Genomic DNA, 21025 nt, shown 5'->3' with positions numbered 1-21025 from the left:
AAATAAAAAATTAGTAGTTAAAGATTGATGAAAATAAATCTGGGATAAACCAATTTATAATGGACTATCATCAAATACCGGTGTAAATTTATACTTTTTTTTATAAGACAAACAAACCTTTAACATTAGCGGCAAATAATTTAACAGCAATAGCCAAAAGCACTACCCCAAAAGCTTTACGTATAACTCCCAGTCCGTTTTTACCAAGCATCTTTTCTAATCTTGATGATAATTTCAATACTATATAGACTAATATTAAATTCAATATAATAGCAATAAGAATATTGACAGTGTGAAATTCAGAACGTAATGAAAGGAGTGTGGTCATTGTTCCTGCGCCTGCAATTAAAGGGAAGGCAATAGGCACGATAGAGGCAGAACTTGATTCTTCATCCCTGTAAATTCGGATACCTAAAATCATTTCCAAGGCAATGAAAAACAAAACAAAGGATCCTGCAACTGCAAATGAATGGACATCGATTCCGATAATTTTCAAAAACTCTTCTCCAATAAATAAAAAGACAATCATAATTATTCCTGCAACTATTGACGCTTTTTCAGATTCAATGTGACCGTGTTTTGTTCGTAAATCCACTATAATTGGAATACTACCTACAATGTCAATTACAGCAAATAATACCATTCCAACGGTTAGGATTTCTCTAAAATCAATTTCGAACATATCTTTTTTTTGCAAAGTTACACATTTAAAGAAATTAATGTATTGTGATACAATTAATTCACCCATAATTATACCATTTTTGTAATAGTGTTTATCAGGAGTATATTTCTTCGAGAGCTTTGTTTACCTTTGCATTTCATTTGTTAATTAGGTATTCAATGTTTCAATTAGGTAAAACCATCGTTTCTGAAGAAATACTCGAAAGAGATTTTGTTTGTAATTTATCCGCTTGTAAAGGCAATTGCTGTATTGATGGCGATGCTGGCGCACCATTGAGCGAAGAAGAAACAAAAATTCTTGAGGAAATTTACCCAAAGGTAAAACCTTATTTACGTCCGGAAGGAATTGCTGCTATTGAAGCGCAAGGAACATGGATTAAGGGTACAGACGGAGATTTGGAAACTACCTTAATTGAAGGCAAAGATTGTGCCTACGTTATTTTTGATGGCGCAACGGCTTTGTGTGGAATTGAACAAGCTTACAATGAAGGAATTGTAAGTTGGAAAAAACCAGTTTCCTGTCATTTATATCCTATTCGAGTGAAAGATTTTAGCGAGTTTACTGCTGTGAATTACGACAAATGGGACATTTGTGATGACGCTTGTAGTTTGGGCAAAGAATTGCAAGTTCCAGTCTATAAATTTGTCAAAGAAGCATTAGTTAGAAAGTTTGGCGAAGACTGGTATTTGGAACTTGAAAAAGTAGCAACAGATTTAAAAAAATAGATTATCTAACTCCTCTTTTTGCCGCTAGCTAATTGCTCAGAAATCCTATATTTTACGGCACTACAACGATTTTTATTGGTTTTAAAACATTGATTTTTAGCAAATTATGTTTTTGGTTCAAAAACCCAGTTATTTTTAACTTTGTTAAAAACTAGGGCTGATTGTGAATAAGTTTGACTTTTAATAACCGCAATATTTCACAATCTTTGTAAACCCCAAACAATCCCAAATTTCATTTATTTTCAATCAAAAAAACAAACCATAATTATGTCTGCTATTGAACCAATTTTACAAGAAAACAAAGATCGTTTTGTTATTTTTCCAATAAAACACCAAGATATTTGGGAATGGTATAAGAAACAAGAAGCGTGTATTTGGACAGCTGAAGAAATTGACTTGCATACCGATTTGAATGATTGGAACAACAAGTTAAATGACGATGAGCGTTACTTTATCAAGCATATTTTAGCATTTTTTGCCGCTTCTGACGGAATTGTAAATGAAAATTTAGCTGAAAATTTTGTGTCTGAAGTACAATATCCTGAAGCGAAGTTTTTCTATGGTTTCCAAATCATGATGGAGAACATTCATAGCGAAACCTATTCTTTGCTGATTGATACTTATGTAAAAGACGAAGCTGAAAAACACGAATTGTTTCATGCAATAGAAACGTTTCCAGCTATTAAAGAGAAAGCAGAATGGGCTTTAAAATGGATTAGCTCTGATTCTTTTGCAGAACGTTTAATTGCTTTTGCAGCTGTAGAAGGGATTTTCTTCTCTGGATCTTTCTGTTCTATCTATTGGTTGAAAAAACGTGGTTTAATGCCTGGTTTGACATTTTCAAATGAGTTGATTTCAAGAGACGAAGGAATGCACTGTGATTTTGCAGTTCATTTGCATAACCACCATTTGGTAAACAAAGTGCCAAAAGCTAGAATCACAGAAATTTTGACTGATGCTTTGGATATCGAAAGAAAATTTATAACAGAGTCGCTTCCAGCTAGTTTGATTGGAATGAATGCCAATTTAATGACGCAATACTTGGAGTTTGTTACCGATAGACTTTTAGTAGAATTAGGTTGTGAAAGAGTGTATAATTCATCCAATCCTTTTGATTTCATGGACATGATTTCGTTACAAGGAAAAACAAATTTCTTCGAGAAACGTGTTGGTGAATATCAAAAAGCAGGAGTAATGAATACCGATTCTGAAGCTCAAAAAATTACATTCGACGCTGATTTTTAATTCGAACTTGTTTCGATTCTAAATAGATTACCGCGCTGCGGCGCAAAAAAATAATAACAAATACTCGAAAGCAAAGAAGGGATTTTTTGTTTTCTTAAAACCACAAGATTATGTATGTAGTAAAAAGAGACGGCCATAAAGAGCCGGTAATGTTTGACAAAATCACAGATAGAATTAAAAAACTATGTTATGGTTTAAATGATTTAGTTGATGCTGTAAAAGTAGCAATGCGTGTGATTGAAGGATTGTATGACGGTGTTACTACATCAGAACTAGATAATCTTGCGGCCGAAACCGCAGCGTCGATGACGATAGCACATCCAGATTATGCACAGTTAGCAGCGCGTATTGCAATTTCTAACTTGCACAAAAATACCAACAAATCATTCTCTGAAACGATGAATGAGATGTACCATTATGTTAATCCTAGAACCAACCAGGCTTCTCCTTTATTGTCAGAAGAAGTTCATAAAGTAATCCAAGAAAATGCCGAATTTTTAAATTCGCATATCATTTACAATAGAGATTTTAATTACGATTACTTCGGATTTAAAACTTTAGAGCGTTCGTATTTGTTGCGTATCAACGGAAAAATTGTAGAGCGTCCACAACATATGTTGATGCGTGTTTCGGTAGGAATCCACATGAATGATTTGGATTCAGTGATTGAAACGTACGACTTAATGTCGAAAAAATTCTTTACGCATGCCACGCCAACATTGTTCAATGCGGGTACACCAAAACCACAAATGTCTTCTTGTTTCCTCTTGGCGATGCAAGACGACAGTATTGATGGAATTTACGATACCTTAAAACAAACCGCTAAAATCTCGCAATCGGCAGGAGGAATTGGATTGTCAATTCACAATGTGCGTGCAACAGGTTCTTACATTCGTGGAACTAACGGAACTTCAAACGGAATTGTTCCTATGTTGAGAGTGTTTAACGATACGGCTCGTTATGTAGATCAAGGAGGAGGAAAGCGTAAAGGAAGTTTTGCGATTTATATCGAAACTTGGCATGCTGATATTTTTGATTTCTTGGATTTGAAAAAGAATACAGGAAAAGAAGAAATGCGTGCGAGAGATTTATTCTTTGCAATGTGGACGTCAGACTTGTTCATGAAACGTGTGCAAGAAGATACTACCTGGACCTTAATGTGTCCAAACGAATGTCCTGGATTGTATGATGTATATGGAGACGAATTTGAAGCGTTGTATACTTCATATGAAACTCAAGGTAAAGGTAGAAAAACGATTAAAGCTCGTGAATTATGGGAAAAAATCCTAGAATCTCAAATTGAGACTGGAACCCCATACATGTTATATAAAGATGCGGCCAACCGTAAATCAAACCAAAAGAATTTAGGAACAATCCGTTCGTCTAACTTGTGTACCGAGATTATGGAGTACACTTCTAAAGATGAAATTGCGGTATGTAACTTGGCTTCGATTTCGTTACCAATGTTTGTTGAAAACGGAAGTTTCAATCACCAATTGTTGTTTGATGTTACTAAGCGTGTGACTCGCAACTTGAATAAAGTAATTGATAGAAATTACTATCCTGTAAAAGAAGCAGAAAATTCTAATTTACGTCACCGTCCAGTAGGTCTTGGTGTGCAAGGATTAGCAGATGCTTTCATCATGTTGCGTTTACCATTTACAAGTGATGAAGCTAAAAAATTAAACCAAGAAATCTTCGAAACATTATACTTTGCTGCAGTTACTGCTTCAATGGAAATGGCTAAAGAAGAAGGCCCATATTCTACTTTCAAAGGATCTCCAATATCTCAAGGAGAATTCCAACACAACCTTTGGGGAATGAAAGACGAAGAGTTATCTGGTCGTTGGGATTGGGCATCGTTACGAAAAGAAGTGGTAGAACACGGAGTTAGAAACTCATTGTTAGTTGCGCCAATGCCAACGGCTTCTACTTCTCAAATTTTAGGTAACAACGAAGCTTTTGAACCATATACTTCTAACTTGTACACTCGTCGTGTATTGTCAGGAGAATTCATTGTAGTAAACAAGCATTTATTACATGATTTAGTAGAGCGTGGCTTATGGAACGAATCGTTGAAACAGCAAATCATGCGTGAAAATGGATCTGTTCAAAACATTGATGTGATTCCGAAAGATTTGAAAGAATTGTACAAAACCGTTTGGGAAATGTCAATGAAAGATATTATCGATATGTCACGTCACAGAGGGTATTTTATTGACCAATCACAATCGTTGAACTTGTTTATGCAAGATGCGAATTATTCTAAGTTAACATCGATGCATTTCTACGCTTGGCAATCAGGTTTAAAAACAGGAATGTATTATTTAAGAACGAAATCAGCAGTAGATGCGATTAAGTTTACTGTAAACAATGATAAAAAACAAGAGCCAGAAGCAGTAGTTGAATTAGAAGTGAAGGAACAACCTGTTGCAGTAGTTAATGAAGCAGTTGAAATGACTGCCGAAGAATACAGAGCGATGATTGAACAAGCGCGTAACGCAGGTCCTGAAGATTGCGAAATGTGTGGTTCATAATAATTACAATCTGCTTAAGGGCAAATAAATAGTAAAACAGCTGTCATTTTTGATGGCTGTTTTCATTTCATCAAAAAAGCTTCCAGCCTATAAAGGTTTGTAGCTTTAAATCATTTATTTTCAAAATGCATTACCTCACTAATGAATTAGTATTTCCTCCCGTTGCTACAGCTAGCGAAGACGGCTTTTTAGCTATTGGTGGAGACTTATCCTCGGATCGATTAGTATTGGCATACAAAAGTGGTATTTTCCCTTGGTTTGAAGCGGGTGATCCTATATTGTGGTGGTCGCCCAATCCCAGAATGGTATTATTTTTTGATGATTTAGTAGTTTCCAAAAGTATGCGAAACATTTTAAATCGAAACACATTTAAAGTAACCTTTAATCAAGATTTTAGAGGTGTGATTTCCAATTGTCAAAAAATTAATAGAGAAGGGCAACAAGGAACTTGGATTACCAATGAGATGATTGAAGCCTATTGTAAGTTAAATGAATTAGGCATAGCCAAATCGGTTGAGGTATGGCAAGACGATGAACTAGTTGGTGGTTTGTACGGAGTTGACTTAGGAACTATTTTCTGTGGAGAAAGTATGTTTTCAAAAGTAGCCAATGCTTCTAAAGTAGCTTTTATTAATTGGTCACGCCATTTAAAAGCAAATAATTATAAGTTGTTGGATTGCCAAATTTACAATCCGCATTTAGAAAGTTTAGGTTGTCGTGAAATCGCAAGAGATGAATTCATTGAAATTTTGAAAAGCTGAATTTAATGGTAAATATAAATTTCAATATCAAATTGTGTTCTCGTAACTAGATGCTGAAACAAGTTCAGCATGACAAATGCGTAGTTTATACTTCACTTTGTACTTCGTATATCGTACCTCGTAAATCATACTTAGTTAGTTCTTTTCCAACAATCAGCAACGTGATCGTCTACCATTCCGGTGGCTTGCATATGAGCATAGACTACTGTCGAACCTACAAATTTAAACCCACGTTTTTTCAAATCTTTACTAATGGCATCCGAAAGGGGAGTAGTAGAAGGAATGTCTTTCATAGTCTGTGGTTGATTCACAATTGGCTTGCCATCTGTAAATTGCCAAATGTATTTACTGAAACTACCGAATTCTTTTTGGACTTCCATAAAAGCAATTGCATTAGTTATTGTTGCACGTATTTTTAATTGGTTACGAATAATGCCTGAATCTTGAAGTAGTTCTTTAATTTTTGTTTCGCTGTATAACGCTATTTTTTGGTAATCAAATTGATCAAAAGCCATACGGAAGTTTTCCCTTTTTTTCAGAATGGTGATCCAACTTAAACCTGCTTGAAAGGTTTCTAGAATTAGAAATTCAAATAATTTTTGGTCGTCATAAACGGGAACTCCCCATTCGTGATCGTGATAGGCTTCGTAAATCGGGATGCCTACGCACCATTTGCATCTGTTTTTATCCATTTTAAGCTGGTAGATCGCTATCTAAATAGTTTTTTATAATTCGGTGTCCTAAATAAATTAAAGGCGTTAAAAGTATCGCTATGCCTAATTTAAAAGTATAGCCTGTTAATGCGGAGCCCATAAACGTTTCAAAGTCAATTTTTCCAGGTAGCCAAAATGCAATTCCCAAAACAATAAATGAATCAAATAACTGTGAAACAACTGTTGATCCTGTTGCTCTAAGCCAAATCTTAGTATCACCAGTCTTGTTTTTGAAAAACCAAAAAACAGTTACGTCAATTAATTGCGAAACTAAGAAGGCTATAATACTTCCGACAATAATCCACATGCTTTGTCCGAAAACAGCTTGAAATTGTTCGTCACTTACTGGGCTAATTCCTTTGGCAGCCGGAATGGCAATTCCAAGTAGTAAAATGATAAAAGCATAAGCGATTAAACAAGCGGTAAGAATAGACAGTCGGCGAACGCCTTTTTCGCCAAAGTATTCATTGATTAAATCTGTAGTTAAAAAAACAATTGGCCAAGGTAAAATTCCGATACTCATTAAAAATGGACCAATTTGAATTAGTTTTCCCCCAATTAATTCGGCAACCACGGCATTGGTAATGAAAATACCTGCTAAGATTACAAATACGATGTCTTTTTTGGATTTGAACATTGGTGCAGTGTTTAGTATTTCAAACTTACTATTTTTATTTTTAATTATTGCTACAAAAAAATCCCATTCCGTTAGGAATGGGATTTTATATTGGAGATAAAAATCTACTTTAGATTATCCTAAAGCAGCTCTTTTAAATCCTGTAACAGTCAAGTTAGCATCTACTGATTTTACGTAAGCAGCAACATTCATAGCACCATCTTTGATATAATCTTGGTTTACTAATGTATTGTCTTTGTAAAAACGTTGGATTTTTCCTTTAGAAATGTTTTCCAACATTGCTTCTGGTTTTCCTTCAGCTCTCAATTGCTCTTTTGCGATTTCAATTTCTTTTTCAATAACAGCAGCATCAACACCAGCTTCGTTCAAAGCAATTGGGTTCATAGCAGCAGCTTGCATAGCTACGTTTCTAGCAGCTTCTTCAGCTCCAGCAACATTAGCAGATAATGAAACTAAAGTAGCGATTTTGTTTCCAGCGTGGATGTAAGAACCAACGAAGGCTCCTTCTAATCTTTCGAAAGAACTGATTTCAATTTTTTCTCCTATTACTCCTGTTTGCTCGATTAATTTGTCAGCTACAGTGATTCCGTGGAAATCAGTTGCTAAGAATGCTTCTTTAGAATCAAAGTTCAAAGCTAAAGCAGCTAATTCTTGTGCCAATTTCACGAAAGATTCGTTTTTACCAACGAAGTCAGTTTCACAGTTTAATGAGATAACAACACCTGATGTTTTGGCGTCGTTTACAACAGCGATAACAGCACCTTCTGTAGATTCTCTATCAGAACGGTTAGCTGCTACTTTTTGTCCTTTTTTACGTAAGTTCTCGATAGCTAAATCAAAATCTCCGTCAGCTTCAACCAAGGCTTTTTTACAGTCCATCATACCTGCACCTGTGATTGTTCTTAATTTATTTACGTCTGCAGCAGTAATTGTTGCCATAATTTTTTAAATTTAAAGATTAAAAGATTGAAAAATTTAAGGACTAAGTATCAATTGTAATAATTAATATTTTGTAATCTTTAAATCCTTCAATCTTTAAATGGTTTTATTTATTCTTCAGTTGCTGGAGCTTCAGCAGCAGGAGCAGCTTCTACTTCAACAGCAGCTTCTACTTCAGCAGCAGGAGCAGCAACTTCTTCAGCGTCTTTTTCAGATCCTCTATCAGAAAGACCTTCAACAACAGCTGCAGTAACTAAAGTTAAAATTTTATCGATTGATTTAGAAGCATCATCATTTGCAGGGATTACGTAATCAACCTCTCTTGGGTCTGAATTTGTATCCACCATTGCGAAAACTGGAATGTTTAATTTTTGAGCTTCTTTTATTGCGATGTGTTCTGCTTTGATATCAACTACGAACAAGGCTGCAGGTAGTCTAGACATGTCAGCGATAGAACCTAAGTTTTTCTCTAATTTAGCACGAAGACGATCTACTTGCAAACGCTCTTTTTTAGAAAGAGTCATGAATGTTCCGTCTTTCTTCATTTTATCAATAGTAGCCATTTTTTTTACAGCTTTACGGATAGTTACGAAGTTAGTCAACATTCCACCTGGCCATCTTTCAGTGATGTAAGGCATGTTTGCAGCTTTAGCTTTCTCAGCTACGATATCTTTTGCTTGTTTTTTGGTAGCAACGAATAAGATTTTTCTACCTGATGCAGCGATTTTTTTCAAAGCTTCATTAGCTTCTTCGATTTTTGCTGCTGTTTTATATAGATTGATAATGTGGATTCCATTACGTTCCATATAAATGTAAGGAGCCATGTTTGGATCCCATTTTCTAGTCATGTGTCCGAAGTGAACACCTGCTTCTAGTAATTCTTTTACTTCAACTTTGTTTGCCATTTTTTGTACTAGTTTACGTTCTGTTGATTAGCAATGTTTTTTTTAGATTTTTGGATTTTTAGATTTTTTGGATTTTTAGATTTTTCAATCTTTCAATCTTGCTTTCTAATAATCTAGTAATCAATAAAATCATTTAGATGCTAAACTATTCCCTACCTCGGTAGGAGCAACAATAACTGTGTTTTTAAATTCAATAATAAATGAACGATGTCTTGTTCCATTTGAACAAGACAGGTAATATTAACGTTTAGAGAATTGGAATCTCTTACGAGCTTTCTTCTGACCGAATTTCTTACGTTCAACCATTCTAGGGTCTCTAGTTAATAAACCTTCTGGTTTCAAGATAGCTCTGTTTTCAGCATTTACTTCACACATTACACGTGCTAATGCCATTCTTACAGCTTCTGCTTGACCAGTTGAACCACCTCCATAAACATTTACTTTTACGTCAAAATTGTTAGCGTTCTCTGTCATTGACATTGGTTGTAACACTTTGTACTGTAAAGTAGCAGTTGGAAAGTAAGTTGCGAATTCTTTTTTGTTTACAGTGATTACTCCTGTTCCTTCCGAAACATAAACACGTGCAACAGCGGTTTTTCTTCTACCGATTTTGTGAATAACTCCCATTACTTAAGATCGTTTAGGTTAACAGTTTTCGGTTTTTGAGCGCCTTGTTTGTGCTCAGAACCTACAACAACATTTAAATTTCTAAAAAGTTCAGCTCCTAATTTGTTTTTAGGTAACATTCCTTTTACAGCTTTTTCTACTAATAAAGCTGGGTTTTTTGATTGCAATACTTTTGCAGTCAAAGTTCTTTGTCCTCCAGGGTAACCAGTGTGACGGATGTATGTTTTCTCATCCAATTTGTTACCTGTAAGGTTGATTTTCTCTGCGTTAATAACGATTACGTTATCTCCACAGTCCACGTGCGGTGTATAACTTGGCTTGTATTTACCTCTCAAAATCATAGCGACTTTTGAAGCAAGACGACCTAAGTTATGACCATCAGCATCAACAACAATCCACTCTTTTGATACAGTGGCTTTGTTAGCTGAAATTGTCTTGTAGCTTAATGTGTTCACAATTTTTATTTTTAATTAAACATTCCATCCCCAATAAAGGGGATGCAAAAGTACAATTATTTTTCTGAAATACAAATAGTCCTAAAATATTATTTGGTTCTGATTATCAGTAGTTAAAGGATTTGTTTTTAGGCTTCTTTAAGTTTTGAATTTTTTTGAGCTTCTTTTTTGTTGAAATTGGCTTTGGTATTTCAAAAAGTATTGATTTCTCAGTACTTTTTCGAATTATAATCTTTTGGTCATTAGCCAAATCGCGTCATTCAACCAATTTTTTTCTTATTTTAGCATTTTAAACTCCACATATGAAAGCTAAAGCAACACTAAAACAAATCGCCAAAGAACTTAATGTTTCTGTTTCTACAGTTTCTAAGGCGCTGAATGATAGCCCAGAAATTAGCGAGCAAACTAAAATCAAAATAAAAGAATACGCTAAACTTAAAAATTATAAGCCAAACGTTATTGGTTTAAATTTAAAGAATAGAAAAACAAAAACAATTGGCGTTATTATTCCAAACATTTTGAATTCTTTTTTTGCAAAAGTTTTTAGTGGAATTGAAAAAGTGGCTGACGAAAAAGGCTACAATGTTATTATGTGTATTTCTAATGAGTCTTTGGAAAAAGAAGCACATACTTTAGAGATGTTGAGTAACGGAACTATTGATGGATTTATTTTGTCGGTTTCTGAAGAAGCTCAAAAACAAAATGAATACGGACATTTTAGAGACATCATCAATGACGGTACTCCTATAGTTATGTTTGATAGAATTGCCGAGGGTATAGATTGTGATAAAGTGGTAGTTGACGATTTTGATTCGGCGCTTGATTCTACTCAACGTTTAATTGATTTAGGATGTAAAAACATTGTTTTACTTTCATCAGTTGATAATTTAAGCGTTGGAAAATTACGTTTTGAAGGGTATTTAAAAGCGTTAGAAAAAAATAAAATTCCGGTTAACAATAACCTTATTATTAGAACTGACTCAGAAGAGGATTTGAAAGTACGTATGGAGACGGTTTTTGCCAATAATAAAATTGATGGCATCTTCGCTTTGGAAGAGAACGATTCAGTTGCGGCTTTAAAAATGGGATTGAAAAAAGGCTATAAAATCCCCGAAGAGCTTTGTATTATTGGATTTGCCGATGGTATTTTAGCTTCAAGAAGGCTTTCGCCAAGTTTAACTACGGTAAGTCAACACGGAATAGAAATTGGTGAAGAAGCGGCTAAATTATTGATTAAACGTTTAGAAGACGATTCGGAAGAAGAACCACCTTATGAAACGAAAGTCATTAAAACCGTTTTAAAAGAACGGGAGACTACTGCAAGAGTATAAAAAAGGTGTCTCTCTAAAAAGTTTGAATTTTGTCATTCCGTCGCGAAGCTTCGGGATATTTCGAAAACTCTAAAATGTTGTGAATTAACAAATTTATACAATTAAATTATGATTGAGTTTTTTTACATTAGTATTTTTGGTACATACTGTATTATATTAATTTACTCTTTGTTAAAGTTGATACAGACGAATATAGTATCTTCGAAAAATAGGTTAATTCTAGCTTTGTTAATTATTTTTTTACAGCCACTAGGTGTGATTGTATTTTGGTTATTTAAATTTTCAACAAAAGATAAAAATTTAGCTAACAATACAAATTCAAACTAAGATTTATCTTTCATTTACAGATGGTTGTATTATTGTGCGGAATTAAAGAAACATTTACACATGACTAGTCCTAAAAAAGCGATACAGATTTATTAGGACTAGTCATTTTGTCTTGTAAGAAAGTAGATTTGTATAATTGCTTGTTTAACAGGTTTTTTACTCTAAAAGTTAAAGCGTTTAGCGTGTTAAATTTTTGTTAATTTGTAAGATAAATCATTTTATTGTTTTTTTTCTCTCGTTATTGTATATCCAAACAATTAATAAAATTGTTTTCTAAGTTAGCAGAAAGTCTTTTAAAAACATTAGCTGAAATATAGTCGCGAATATAAAAAGCTAGCCTTGCAAAGATGTTTACTGAAGGAACAGAAGTTAATAGGGCAGAGTAAATCAAAAAAAATGCATGTAAATTTTCGTCTAAATGTGTATTTGCACAAAAATTATTATTAACATTAAAATTTAAAGTAAAATGAAAAATAAATTATTTCTAATTGTTTTCTTCTTGATTTCGTCAATATCTTTTGCAAGAACAGCGGAGGATCAAGTTTATTTAGTTTCAGTTCAGGAAAACGGGACTACCTTCAAAATAAAATTGGAAACTTTGATGTCATCGGAAAGCAATGAAGATATTTGTTCCGTTAGTTGTTACGCAGAGATTTATTATAATGGCGAACTTAGAACAACCTTATTTTCGTCTGCTACTGCTAGTGATTGTGTAACAGCAACGACCGATTGTTTAGTTAAGGCAAAAAAGAAAGCCGACACATACATTGCTGAGGCAAGTTAGCTATGAATTCAAGATTGATATAGAGGCTTTAATAGCCTCTATTTAACTTAAATGATGAAACATGAAAAAAATATTTATCACGGGTTTACTCTTTTTTTTTAGTGTTGTCACTTGGTCACAAAAAGATTCTGTTTTTGTAGTAAATATAAAATACAATTACGTCGTGCGGGGCAATGAAGCCAGAAATGTTACCTTTAAAGGAGCTTATGACTTATTTCTGCTTCCCGATTACGGTATATCTGTTTTTGATAAAGAGGAAAGTAAATCAGTAGTTCTGAATAAGTCAATTACTGATAGTAATATAGCCACTTGGATGCCAAAGGGAAACAATCTTTCAACATTGTTCAAGAATTATGTTAAAAATGAAATGTTTTTGAAAAGAGATATTAATTTTCGATTTTTTGTTCAAAAAGATTCCTTAACTATTTTTGATTGGGATATAAAAGAAGAAACAAAAACAATTCTAGGTTACACTTGTCAGGCGGCTAAAACAACCTTTAGAGGTCGTATTTATGAAGCATGGTTTACAACTGCTTTACCAGTTTCTGGTCCTTGGAAATTTGATGGTTTACCAGGGGCTATTTTAGAAGTAAATTCACTTGATGAATACGTAAATTGGACTGCTGTAGCGATTGTTGCAAAAAATCAGAAACCTGACTTTGCAGTACCGGATAACCCATTTCTTGAAGACAAAGCTTTAACGTGGTCTGAATTTAAAACTCTTTACAAAGAAAAAGCTATTGCAGCCAGTAAATATGTCACAAAAGAGGGAGACAAATTAAACATAGTTACTCCTAGGATGGGCATAGAACGTTACATTGAAGAAGATGATAAAGATTATCAAGCAGATAAGGTGCTGAAAAAAATTGGGAACGGAAGCAATTAATCATTTGTATAAATGAGATTACTAAATTTTTTGGTACTGTTATCATTTAGTTTTAATGTTTCAAGTCAAACGATAAATGGACGTGTTTTTGATCTTAATCAAAACCTCGTGAATACAGCAAATGTATTGTTTAAAGAGGCGTCAAATACTGCTGTTGTTAAGGAATTTACCACCGTGAAAAAAGGTCTTTTTACTATAGTTTTAAAAAAAAAATATGCCAATTTGGTGGTCGAGGTAAGAGTAAATGGTTATGTAATTCCTATTCAAATAATTGAAAATCCCGAATCTCTCAAGACTTATAGTTTAGAATTCATAGTAGAGAACCAGCAAAAAGTAAAACTTAAAGAAGTTGTCGTTTTTGCTAAAAAAAAAGCATTTGAAATAGCTGAGGATACTCTAAAATATAATGTATCAGCATATCGGGATGGAAATGAAAGAAAAATTAATGATATACTAAAAAAGTTGCCCGGTATAACTGTAGAGGCTAATTCCGGTAAAATAAAATATAACGGAAAAGCAATAGAGACTGTTACACTAGAAGGTGATAATTTGTTTGGACAAAATTATACAGTAGGTACTAAAAATATTAATGTAGATATGGTTGAACAAGTGCAAGCCGTTGATCATTATACTGAAAATCCTTTGCTCAAAGGAATAGAACAAAACGATAAGGTTTCTTTAAATTTGATCTTAAAAAAGGGACGCTTAGATTTTTCTGGTGATGCGACCATTGGAGCAGGTTTTTTTGACAATGGAAAGGTTGCCCACGATGACAGTGCTACACTTTTAGGAATTACTAAAAATTTAAAATCATTTGGTACGGTAAATTACAATAATATAGGCAAAAACATGTCGCCATTCGATTATTCAGGATTTAACTTGAATCCTGAAGAATTAAAAGAGCGAGAATTTAGTGCATCGAAAATAATACCTGAAAATTTGTTCACTAGTGCGCTGGGAAATGAGCGAACGAATAGTAATAAACAGTTTTTTAGTAATTTTAATAGCATTTTTAAAATTGGGAATCGATTAATAGTTAAAACTAATGGTTATTATGTTAAGGATCGAATACTCAGAAATGAATTAGTTGAAAATCAATTTCAAATTTATAATCAATCTTTTGTTACATTAGATTACACTTCCTTTACTAAAAAACCAGAGCAGTTTAGAGGTGATATAGAAATTAAATACAGTATCTCTAAAAATTCTCTACTACAATATTCATCTCGAATTAAAGAGGAAGGTTTAGTCACGCCAATCAGCACTCTCAGAAATGGTTTAGATGTTTTTGATTCTAATTTAAGGTCAAAGGATATGTTATTTACACAGCGCGTGTTATTCACAAACAGGTTTAATGAAAACAAAGCCATTCAAGGGTCATTCTTTCAGTCTACCAATTATCGACCGCAAGAACTCGTTATTTTATCGTCAATTCTTAACTCAGTAAATGGTATAGATACGCAAAAGAGCGCTTTCAGAAAAAACTATGTGGAGGGTTATTTAAAATTATTAGGTGCTGTAAACAAAAATAAATACGAGTTCAATATTGGTACCATTTTAGAAGAAAATCCTTTTAATTCTGTTTTTTCTGGCAATGATATTAAAAGTGAAAACAGATTCAATTATGAACAGCAATCTATTTTTGTTTCTGGTAATTATCATTTTAATATAGCCAAGTGGAGAATTTCTCCTCGTACCAGTTTTCGTTATTTGAGACAAAAAAGAGAAGATTATTTTACCGATAAAAGTGATTTGGTGCGTGATTTTATTTTTGAGCCTAATTTAAGTGTTACCTACCGTATTTCATCCCTTGCAAGTGTTAATGCATCATTAGGGTATAAAGGGTTAAATAATGCGGAAACGTTTTTATTTCAAAATCCAATTCTAGTTAATAACCGTGTTACTTATAGCAACACACCAACACTCGAATTGCAAAAAAGACAAATTTATAGTCTAGATTATACACTTAATGATTTGTTTAATCAATTTGAGCTGAGTATTGATATGAATTTTCAAAAAGTAAAAGGAAACTTCTTTTCGAATTCTTTTATCACAGAAAATACAACAATAATTAGTAATTTTTTTTTGCCAGAATGGACAAATGATTTCACAGCAAACACAAGAGTTTCCAAATACATTCCGTTACTTGAATCTACAATTAAACTGATAACTTCTTTTAATCATTCTAATTTTAAAAACATTGTAAATAATTCAGAATTAAGGAATAATAAAATTAATTTTTACAGAAATGAATTATTCTTTAAAACCGCATTTGATATAGCAGTAAATTTTGAAAGCACTTCTATTTTTCAAAATTCAGTTGCAAAGAGTGATGGTCAAAAACAACAATTTACTAATGCTAGCTTTCAAGAAACTTTTAAGGTGTTACTCCATACTGATAAGCGTTGGACAACTACTGTTTCTGCAGATTATTTTCTTCCAAATAGTAACAATAAGAGTATAGATTTTTTATTTTTAAATAGCAGCTTCGATTACAAAGCTAAAAAAAATAAATGGCGGTTTGGGATAGAATTAAAAAATTTATTTAATGAAAATTATTTTGATCAAATTCAAACTAATGATTATGCCACAACTATTTTCAGGAGTACATTATTGCCAAGATATTTTTTGATGAATTTCTCTTTGAATTTTTAGTTATTTATATATTGGTGTTAGGAAAAAATATAATCAGCTCAATTATTGTTTTTTATGTTGTTTGATTTAATGAGCTTCTAGCCAATCTTTCCCTATTCCAATTTCTACTTCCAAAGGAACATCTAATTTAAAAGCATGTTCCATTTCTTGTTTTATCATAGGTTTGATTTTTTCTAATTCACTATTGTGAACGTCAAATACTAATTCGTCATGAACTTGCAGTAACATTTTTGATTTCCAATTTTCTGCAATCAATCTATTGTGAATATTGATCATCGCTATTTTGATAATATCAGCAGCACTACCTTGAATCGGTGCGTTGACCGCATTTCGTTCAGCGGCACCACGCACAATGGCATTGGCCGAGTTGATGTCTTTTAAATAGCGACGACGACCTAAAATAGTTTGCACAAATCCATTCTCTCTTGCGCTTTCAATTTGATCCTGAATGTAGGATTTTAGTTTTGGATAAGTAATGTAGTAGGCTTCAATTAACGCAGCACTTTCAGCACGAGAAAGTGAAGTTTGATTGCTTAAACCAAAAGCTGAAACACCATATATAATCCCGAAGTTAACTGTTTTAGCATGGCTACGTTGTGCTGCAGTTACTTCTTCTAAAGGCACATTAAACACTTTGGCAGCAGTACTTTTATGAATGTCTTCTCCTTGCTGAAAAGCTTTGATCATATTCTCCTCTCCACATAAAGCGGCAATAATTCGAAGTTCTATTTGAGAATAATCGGCGGAGAGTAAAGTGTAATTTTCATCTCTTGGAATAAATGCTTTTCTGATTTGTTTTCCGCGTTCTGTTCGAATTGGAATGTTTTGTAAATTAGGGTTATTAGAACTCAAACGACCTGTGGCGGCAACGGTTTGCATATAATCGGTATGAACACGATTCGTTTTGGTATCTACTTGCAAAGGCAATGCTTCAACATAGGTGTTTTGTAATTTGATTAGTGAACGCCAATCTAAAATAGCACTTACAATTTCATTGTCTTTGGCCAAATAACTCAAAATTTCTTCACCAGTAGCATATTGACCTGTTTTAGTCTTTTTTTGTTTGGCACCGCCAATTTTAAGTTTGTCAAACAAAATGTCTCCCAATTGTTTTGGAGAAGCCAAATTGAATTTTTCTCCCGCAATTTCATAAATCCGACTTTCTAATTGAGCTATATCATCGCCTAATTCTTTTGAAAGTGATTTTAAAAATGGAACGTCCAAATTAATCCCTTCTTTTTCCATACTTGCCAATACACCAACTAAAGGAATTTCTATTTCTTCAAATAATTTTTTAGTCTGTGTTTTGTCTAATTCAGCATTAAAAATTTCTGAAAGTTGCAAAGTCACATCAGCATCTTCAACTGCATATTCTTTGATGTCTTCCAAAGGAACATCGCGCATCGATTTTTGATTTTTCCCTTTTTTACCAATTAATGCCTCAATAGATTGTGGGGCATATTTTAAATAGGTTTCAGATAAAATATCCATATTATGACGCATATCCGGGTTGATCAAATAATGCGCAATCATAGTATCGAATAATTTACCTTTTACAGTAATGCCATAATTAGACAATACTTTTAAGTCGTATTTTAAATTTTGCCCTATTTTTTCAATGTTTTCATTTTCGAAAAAAGGAATAAATTTCTCAATTAAGGCTTGAGCTTCTGTTTGATTTTCTGGGAACGGAACATAGAACCCTTTTCCTTTTTCATATGAAAACGAAATCCCAACTAATTCAGCATGTAAAGCGTCTAATCCAGTAGTCTCAGTGTCAAAACAAACTGATTTTTGGTTTTGCAGGTTTTGCAATAATAATTTGATTCCTAAATCGCCTTGAATAATTTGGTATGAATGTTCCGTATTCTCTAATGTATTATAATATTGATGACGCGTTTCTTCTGAACCTTCATCGATAGCACTACCAAAAAGGTCAAATTGATCTTCGCTTTTTGGTTGTGGTTTTTTATAAAGTTTAGCTTCGTCAACTGCAGGTAATGATTCTCCTTTTCTAAAAATAGCGTCAAATTGTTCTGCCATTCTACGAAATTCCAATTCGTTGAATAAAGCATCTGTTTTTTCTACATCGGGAGTAGATAATTCGTAATCCGTTTCGTTAAATTGGACAGGACAGTCTAATAAAATTGTCGCCAAAGTCTTGGATAAAAGCCCTTTTTCCTTATTGGCTTCAATATTGTCTTTCATCTTTCCTTTCAACTTGTCGGTATTAGCCAATAAGTTTTCCATGGAACCAAATTCCTTTAATAATTTTTTAGCAGTAACTTCTCCTACTCCAGGCAAACCAGGAATATTATCTGCCGCGTCGCCCATCATACCAAGAAAATCAATCACTTGCTCAGGTCTTTCGATTTCAAATTTTGCTAAAACCTCTGGAATTCCCCATATTTCGATTCCATTACCCATTCGGGCAGGTTTGTACATGAAGATATTTTCAGAAACTAATTGAGCAAAATCCTTATCGGGCGTCACCATAAATACTTGGTAATTTTGTTTTTCCGCTTGTTTTGCAATGGTGCCAATTAAGTCATCTGCTTCATAACCGCTTACTTCTATAATAGGAATATGCATCGCTCGAAGTAATTCTTGTATATAAGGAACCGCAATTTTAATGGCTTCAGGAGTTGCGTCACGATGTGCTTTGTACTCCGGATAAATATCATTTCGTAAATCACTTCCGCCTTTATCAAAAGCAACGGCTAGATGATCTGGTTTTTCTCTTTTTATTACATCCATCAAGGAATTCATAAACCCCATAATAGCAGAAGTATCAAGCCCTTTAGAATTAATTCTTGGGTTTTTTATGAAAGCATAATACCCTCTAAAAATTAATGCATAGGCATCAAGTAGAAAAAGACGTTTTTGAATTGACATTGAAAATTGATTCTAAAATTGAATTGGTAAAAATAAGTAAACCGAGCTTAAGTTTCCTTTAAGAGTTAAATTTTAATCAATAAAAATCTTTTTGAAAAAATTAAGTCGTTATTTTGTAAGCTAATTTTCGAAAATTATACTAATGGCTTTTGTAATGATCCTTTTTTTTCTCTTTTGGGGTGCAATTGAATGGTTTGCCTATCAATCTATTCGTACACTCTTGCAGCGAAAAAAAATACTAGTAGCATATCAAATTTTTTCCTTTGTTTTAGCTGTTTTCTTTTTGTACACTATATCGCAGTTCGATAGATCTGTAGGTCAAACTAGACAAACTATGCTGGTTTTAGCTGCTGCATTATTAGTTTACATTCCAAAAATGGTTCTATCAATAGTAATGATTGCAGAAGATTTTTTTAGAGTTGGAAAAGGCTCGGTAACCTATTTAGCTAAGAAAAATAGAGATCAACCATTTATGGCTTCCCGAAGAAAATTTGTAAGTCAAATGGGATTAAGCTTGGCTGCAATTCCATTTATCTCAGTGTTGTATGGAATTTTCGAAGGGAAATATAATTTCAAGGTAATTAAACAACCGATTTATTTTCCGGATTTACCTGAAGAATTTGACGGTTTTAAAATCACTCAAATTTCAGACATTCACAGTGGCAGTTTTGATAATCCTGATAAAATTAACTACGCTATTGATTTGATTAACGAACAAAATTCGGATATAATTTTGTTTACTGGAGATATAGTCAATACCCACGCTAAAGAAATGCTCCCATGGATTGGAACATTTAATCGAATTAAAAAACCTAAATTCGGGAAGTATTCAGTTTTAGGGAATCATGATTATGGCGAATATGTTAGTTGGCCAACACCCGAAGCTAAGGAAGCTAATTTTCAAGCGATTAAAAATTTATACGGTCAGATTGATTTTGAATTACTTCTAAACGAACATAGAGTTATAGAAAAAGGGGGACAAAAAATAGCACTCGTTGGAGTTGAGAATTGGGGGCATAATTTTAAGAGAGCAGGCGATATTAATAAGGCTTCAAATGGCCTGTCAAATACTGATTTTAAAATTTTAATGAGTCATGACCCTAGTCATTGGGACTATGAAGTACAACATCATGAGAAAAATTTCCATTTAACATTGTCAGGTCATACCCACGGAATGCAGTTTGGAATTGAAATTCCAGGATATTTTAAATGGAGTTTGGCACAATATGTGTATAAACAATGGGCAGGTCTATATGAAAATAAAGGACGATATGTCTATGTAAATCGCGGATTTGGCTTTCATGCTTATTCTGGAAGAGTAGGAATAATGCCAGAAATTACCGTGATAGAGCTAAAAAAAGGCAATAAATTAGTGTAATTAACTAAAAATACTACATTTGTATAATATTTGTTTCTTTTTAAGTGGATTATTATAATTAAATTTTTGGTTTTATGTCAAAATTTGGAGAACTTATAAATACTCAAATTCCAGTGTTAATCGACTTTTACACTGATTGGAATGAGTCTTCAGTATCAATGCATCCTGTGATAAGAGATGTGGCTGCTGCATTAGGAGACAAGGCTAAAGTAATTAAAATTGATGTTGATAAAAATCAAGAGCTTGCCGAAGCACTTCGTATAAAAGGGCTTCCAACTCTTATGATTTACAAGGAAGGTCAAATGGTTTGGCGTCAAGCAGGTGAATTAGATGCCAATGCTATTATCAATTTGGTACAAGAACAATTATAACATACGTTAAAGTAATATTTTTAAAAAAAGTTTTATGATGTATTTCGTAGAACTTTTTTTAGTTATGATTAGTTGTTGTTTTGAGATTCTGTTAGGTAGATTTTATTTTTAAAGTATTCGATTATTTTAAATATTAAAAAAAACACTATATTTGCATCGTTATTTATTTAAA

At 33.2% G+C, this 21025-nt stretch carries 18 protein-coding genes; 10 read left to right on the top strand and 8 right to left on the bottom strand.

Annotated features, from left to right (window positions below; genetic code table 11):
• Nucleotides 1-100: 100 nt before the first annotated feature.
• Nucleotides 101-682, bottom strand: a complete 582-nt coding sequence (locus tag LPC20_RS01410) for a MarC family protein (RefSeq protein ID WP_229327167.1) — start codon at nt 680-682, stop codon at nt 101-103.
• Nucleotides 683-840: 158 nt separating this feature from the next.
• Between LPC20_RS01410 and LPC20_RS01405 the strand changes: the two genes are divergently transcribed.
• From LPC20_RS01405 to aat, 4 genes are all read left to right on the top strand, one after another.
• Nucleotides 841-1407 (top strand): DUF3109 family protein, encoded by a 567-nt coding sequence (locus tag LPC20_RS01405; protein ID WP_229325767.1) that lies wholly within the window; start codon nt 841-843, stop codon nt 1405-1407.
• A gap of 267 nt (nt 1408-1674) precedes the next feature.
• A complete protein-coding gene (locus LPC20_RS01400; RefSeq protein WP_229325765.1) occupies nt 1675-2652 on the top strand; it encodes a ribonucleotide-diphosphate reductase subunit beta in 978 nt (325 codons plus the stop codon).
• Nucleotides 2653-2762: 110 nt separating this feature from the next.
• Nucleotides 2763-5189, top strand: coding sequence for a ribonucleoside-diphosphate reductase subunit alpha (locus LPC20_RS01395; protein WP_229325763.1), 2427 nt, complete (start codon nt 2763-2765; stop codon nt 5187-5189).
• Nucleotides 5190-5314: 125 nt separating this feature from the next.
• A complete protein-coding gene (gene aat, locus LPC20_RS01390) occupies nt 5315-5950 on the top strand; it encodes a leucyl/phenylalanyl-tRNA--protein transferase (RefSeq protein WP_229325761.1) in 636 nt (211 codons plus the stop codon).
• Between the two features lie 131 nt (nt 5951-6081).
• Here aat and LPC20_RS01385 read toward each other — a convergent pair whose 3' ends face one another.
• The 6 genes from LPC20_RS01385 to rplM all read right to left on the bottom strand — a co-directional run bounded on the left by LPC20_RS01385 (nt 6082) and on the right by rplM (nt 10226).
• On the bottom strand, nt 6082-6642 hold the full coding sequence (locus LPC20_RS01385) for a DNA-3-methyladenine glycosylase I (RefSeq protein WP_229325759.1): 561 nt from the start codon (nt 6640-6642) through the stop codon (nt 6082-6084).
• Nucleotide 6643: 1 nt separating this feature from the next.
• On the bottom strand, nt 6644-7300 hold the full coding sequence (locus LPC20_RS01380) for a queuosine precursor transporter (protein WP_229325757.1): 657 nt from the start codon (nt 7298-7300) through the stop codon (nt 6644-6646).
• A 114-nt stretch (nt 7301-7414) separates the two neighbouring features.
• Nucleotides 7415-8239: a translation elongation factor Ts gene (gene tsf / locus LPC20_RS01375; RefSeq protein WP_229325755.1), complete on the bottom strand. Its 825-nt coding sequence runs from the start codon at nt 8237-8239 to the stop codon at nt 7415-7417.
• Nucleotides 8240-8349: 110 nt separating this feature from the next.
• On the bottom strand, nt 8350-9144 hold the full coding sequence (gene rpsB, locus LPC20_RS01370; RefSeq protein WP_229325753.1) for a 30S ribosomal protein S2: 795 nt from the start codon (nt 9142-9144) through the stop codon (nt 8350-8352).
• A gap of 240 nt (nt 9145-9384) precedes the next feature.
• Nucleotides 9385-9771, bottom strand: a complete 387-nt coding sequence (gene rpsI, locus LPC20_RS01365) for a 30S ribosomal protein S9 (protein WP_229317674.1) — start codon at nt 9769-9771, stop codon at nt 9385-9387.
• Nucleotides 9771-10226 carry a 50S ribosomal protein L13 gene (rplM, locus tag LPC20_RS01360; protein WP_229317673.1) on the bottom strand — a complete coding sequence of 152 codons (456 nt, stop codon included), beginning with the start codon at nt 10224-10226 and terminating at the stop codon, nt 9771-9773. Before rplM ends, rpsI begins: the two co-directional genes overlap by 1 nt.
• A gap of 302 nt (nt 10227-10528) precedes the next feature.
• Between rplM and LPC20_RS01355 the strand changes: the two genes are divergently transcribed.
• The 4 genes from LPC20_RS01355 (at nt 10529) to LPC20_RS01340 (ending at nt 16209) form a co-directional block, all read left to right on the top strand.
• The gene (locus LPC20_RS01355) at nt 10529-11557 is read left to right on the top strand and encodes a LacI family DNA-binding transcriptional regulator (protein ID WP_229325751.1); all 1029 of its coding nucleotides are present in this window, start codon (nt 10529-10531) and stop codon (nt 11555-11557) included.
• Between the two features lie 793 nt (nt 11558-12350).
• Nucleotides 12351-12668 carry a hypothetical protein gene (locus LPC20_RS01350; protein WP_229325749.1) on the top strand — a complete coding sequence of 106 codons (318 nt, stop codon included), beginning with the start codon at nt 12351-12353 and terminating at the stop codon, nt 12666-12668.
• Between the two features lie 61 nt (nt 12669-12729).
• Nucleotides 12730-13554 carry a GLPGLI family protein gene (locus LPC20_RS01345; RefSeq protein ID WP_229325747.1) on the top strand — a complete coding sequence of 275 codons (825 nt, stop codon included), beginning with the start codon at nt 12730-12732 and terminating at the stop codon, nt 13552-13554.
• Nucleotides 13555-13662: 108 nt separating this feature from the next.
• On the top strand, nt 13663-16209 hold the full coding sequence (locus LPC20_RS01340) for a hypothetical protein (RefSeq protein ID WP_229325745.1): 2547 nt from the start codon (nt 13663-13665) through the stop codon (nt 16207-16209).
• 66 nt (nt 16210-16275) lie between these two features.
• On the opposite strand, the gene polA is transcribed toward LPC20_RS01340, so the two are convergent.
• Nucleotides 16276-19104: a DNA polymerase I gene (gene polA, locus LPC20_RS01335; protein WP_229325742.1), complete on the bottom strand. Its 2829-nt coding sequence runs from the start codon at nt 19102-19104 to the stop codon at nt 16276-16278.
• Nucleotides 19105-19246: 142 nt separating this feature from the next.
• Here polA and LPC20_RS01330 point away from each other — a divergent pair, with 142 nt between their 5' ends.
• Both LPC20_RS01330 and LPC20_RS01325 read left to right on the top strand, forming a co-directional pair.
• Entirely contained in the window at nt 19247-20482 is a 1236-nt protein-coding gene (locus LPC20_RS01330; RefSeq protein ID WP_229325740.1) for a metallophosphoesterase, read from the top strand.
• A gap of 74 nt (nt 20483-20556) precedes the next feature.
• Nucleotides 20557-20853 carry a thioredoxin family protein gene (locus tag LPC20_RS01325; RefSeq protein WP_229325738.1) on the top strand — a complete coding sequence of 99 codons (297 nt, stop codon included), beginning with the start codon at nt 20557-20559 and terminating at the stop codon, nt 20851-20853.
• The last annotated feature ends 172 nt before the right edge of the window (nt 20854-21025 follow it).

Origin of the sequence: Flavobacterium ammonificans (assembly GCF_020886115.1) — a bacterium.
GTDB classification, from domain to species: domain Bacteria; phylum Bacteroidota; class Bacteroidia; order Flavobacteriales; family Flavobacteriaceae; genus Flavobacterium; species Flavobacterium ammonificans.
The sequence above is the reverse complement of the archived record's forward strand: the minus strand, read 5'-3'. Positions and strand labels throughout refer to the sequence as shown.

What these genes read in the sequence shown, in the direction of transcription:
- LPC20_RS01395 (WP_229325763.1), top strand. Translation starts at nt 2,763, where the DNA reads ATGTATGTAGTAAAAAGAGACGGCCATAAAGAGCCGGTAATGTTTGAC.
- LPC20_RS01325 (WP_229325738.1), top strand. Translation starts at nt 20,557, where the DNA reads ATGTCAAAATTTGGAGAACTTATAAATACTCAAATTCCAGTGTTAATC.
- LPC20_RS01380 (WP_229325757.1), bottom strand. Translation starts at nt 7,300, where the DNA reads ATGTTCAAATCCAAAAAAGACATCGTATTTGTAATCTTAGCAGGTATT.
- tsf (WP_229325755.1), bottom strand. Translation starts at nt 8,239, where the DNA reads ATGGCAACAATTACTGCTGCAGACGTAAATAAATTAAGAACAATCACA.
- LPC20_RS01350 (WP_229325749.1), top strand. Translation starts at nt 12,351, where the DNA reads ATGAAAAATAAATTATTTCTAATTGTTTTCTTCTTGATTTCGTCAATA.
- aat (WP_229325761.1), top strand. Translation starts at nt 5,315, where the DNA reads ATGCATTACCTCACTAATGAATTAGTATTTCCTCCCGTTGCTACAGCT.
- polA (WP_229325742.1), bottom strand. Translation starts at nt 19,104, where the DNA reads ATGTCAATTCAAAAACGTCTTTTTCTACTTGATGCCTATGCATTAATT.
- LPC20_RS01400 (WP_229325765.1), top strand. Translation starts at nt 1,675, where the DNA reads ATGTCTGCTATTGAACCAATTTTACAAGAAAACAAAGATCGTTTTGTT.
- LPC20_RS01385 (WP_229325759.1), bottom strand. Translation starts at nt 6,642, where the DNA reads ATGGATAAAAACAGATGCAAATGGTGCGTAGGCATCCCGATTTACGAA.
- LPC20_RS01355 (WP_229325751.1), top strand. Translation starts at nt 10,529, where the DNA reads ATGAAAGCTAAAGCAACACTAAAACAAATCGCCAAAGAACTTAATGTT.
- rpsB (WP_229325753.1), bottom strand. Translation starts at nt 9,144, where the DNA reads ATGGCAAACAAAGTTGAAGTAAAAGAATTACTAGAAGCAGGTGTTCAC.
- LPC20_RS01330 (WP_229325740.1), top strand. Translation starts at nt 19,247, where the DNA reads ATGGCTTTTGTAATGATCCTTTTTTTTCTCTTTTGGGGTGCAATTGAA.
- rpsI (WP_229317674.1), bottom strand. Translation starts at nt 9,771, where the DNA reads ATGGGAGTTATTCACAAAATCGGTAGAAGAAAAACCGCTGTTGCACGT.
- LPC20_RS01410 (WP_229327167.1), bottom strand. Translation starts at nt 682, where the DNA reads ATGTTCGAAATTGATTTTAGAGAAATCCTAACCGTTGGAATGGTATTA.
- LPC20_RS01405 (WP_229325767.1), top strand. Translation starts at nt 841, where the DNA reads ATGTTTCAATTAGGTAAAACCATCGTTTCTGAAGAAATACTCGAAAGA.
- LPC20_RS01345 (WP_229325747.1), top strand. Translation starts at nt 12,730, where the DNA reads ATGAAAAAAATATTTATCACGGGTTTACTCTTTTTTTTTAGTGTTGTC.